The organism is Streptomyces sp. 13-12-16 (assembly GCF_002114215.1).
Classification (GTDB): Bacteria; Actinomycetota; Actinomycetes; order Streptomycetales; family Streptomycetaceae; genus Streptomyces.
Genome location: NZ_NCTE01001176.1, coordinates 1 through 1,590, shown reverse-complemented (window position 1 = coordinate 1,590; position 1,590 = coordinate 1). Strand labels below are relative to the sequence as shown.

The following is a 1,590-nucleotide window of genomic DNA, read 5'->3' as shown; positions in this document are numbered from 1 at the left end:
CGGACGACGGGCGCCGGCAGCGCGCCGCGGGCCCCCCGGGCCTGGGCGGCCGGCTGCTGGGGCAGCGCGACGCCCGTGGTGGTGGCGCACGCCGTGGTCCTGTTCACCGTGATCGTCCTCCCCTGGGGCCGGGTACGAGTACCGATCCCCGCCGAGTGTAAAGAGAAGGTAATGCCGGGTGTCCGTCGTTTCCGTCCGTTTCCTGAAACAGGCTTGTCACAGCCCCCTGTGACGGCGCCCGTACACCCTGTGCACCCCCTGGGAAGGGTCCCCCTGCCGCGCCCCCGCAATGCGTGCAATGATGTGCGCGCCAACTGCATACCGGCCGTTTGAATCCGCGCGGGAGAGTCCCCGGCACCGTTTGCCGCCGGGGCGCCGAAGGAGCAAGTCCCTCCCTTGAATCTCTCAGGCCCCGTTACCGCGCGGGCGAGGCACATCTGAAAAGCGGGCCGCCGAAGGGCATCCAGCAGTGCTCCGGTGGCTCCACCCAAGGTGCAAGCCAGGACCGTCCCCGCGTGGACGTCATGGCGAACCTCTCAGGTTCCGATGACAGATGGGGAGGAACGTCCTCGCCATCCCCCACGCTCGAATGAACTCGCGCGGGTGGGACCCCCATCGCCTTTGGGAGACCGACCGATGAGCAGTACCGAACCCCGCCGGACCGCACTCGACGCCCTGCACCGTTCGCTCGGCGCGACGATGACCGACTTCGCCGGCTGGGACATGCCCCTGCGCTACGGCTCCGAGCGCGACGAGCACAACGCCGTCCGCACCAGGGCCGGCCTCTTCGACCTCTCGCACATGGGCGAGATCACCGTCACCGGTCCGGGGGCCGCCGGACTGCTGGACTTCGCGCTGGTCGGCAACATCGGCAGTGTGAAGCCGGGCCGCGCCCGCTACACCATGATCTGCCGCGAGGACGGCGGCATCCTGGACGACCTGATCGTCTACCGGCTGGACGACACCGAGTACATGGTGGTCGCCAACGCCTCCAACGCGCAGACGGTGCTCGACGCGCTCGTCGAGCGCTCGGCCGGCTTCGACGCCGAGGTCCGCGACGACCGCGACGCCTACGCGCTGCTGGCCGTGCAGGGCCCCGAGTCCCCCGGCATCCTCGCCTCGCTCACCGACGCCGACCTGGACGGCCTGAAGTACTACGCCGGTCTGCCCGGCACGGTCGCCGGCGTGCCCGCGCTCATCGCCCGTACCGGCTACACCGGCGAGGACGGCTTCGAGCTGTTCGTGAGGCCCGAGCACGCGGTCGAGCTGTGGCAGGCGCTCACCAAGGCCGGCGAGGGCGCCGGCCTGGTCCCCTGCGGGCTGTCCTGCCGGGACACGCTCCGCCTGGAGGCCGGCATGCCGCTGTACGGCAATGAGCTGAGCACCTCCCTCACGCCCTTCGACGCCGGCCTGGGCCGGGTGGTGAAGTTCGAGAAGGAGGGCGACTTCGTGGGCCGTGCGGCGCTCGCCGAGGCCGCCGGGCGCGCCGCCTCCGAGCCGCCCCGCGTCCTGGTCGGCCTGGTCGCCGAGGGCCGCCGGGTCCCGCGCTCCGGGTACGCGGTCGTGGCGGGCGGCGAGGTGATCGGCGAG

1 protein-coding gene, 1 pseudogene and 1 riboswitch are annotated in these 1,590 nt (G+C 71.7%); of the genes and pseudogenes, one reads left to right on the top strand and one right to left on the bottom strand.

Features of this window, described 5'->3' with window-relative positions:
* Positions 1-113, bottom strand: a pseudogene (locus B7767_RS48705) (ATP-binding protein); the annotation flags it as partial.
* Between the two features lie 217 nt (positions 114-330).
* Positions 331-431: riboswitch (glycine riboswitch) on the top strand.
* 205 nt (positions 432-636) lie between these two features.
* On the opposite strand from B7767_RS48705, the gene gcvT reads away from it, so the two are divergent.
* A partial coding sequence (gcvT, locus tag B7767_RS37050; RefSeq protein WP_085575839.1) for a glycine cleavage system aminomethyltransferase GcvT occupies positions 637-1,590 on the top strand: 954 nt, incomplete at its 3' end.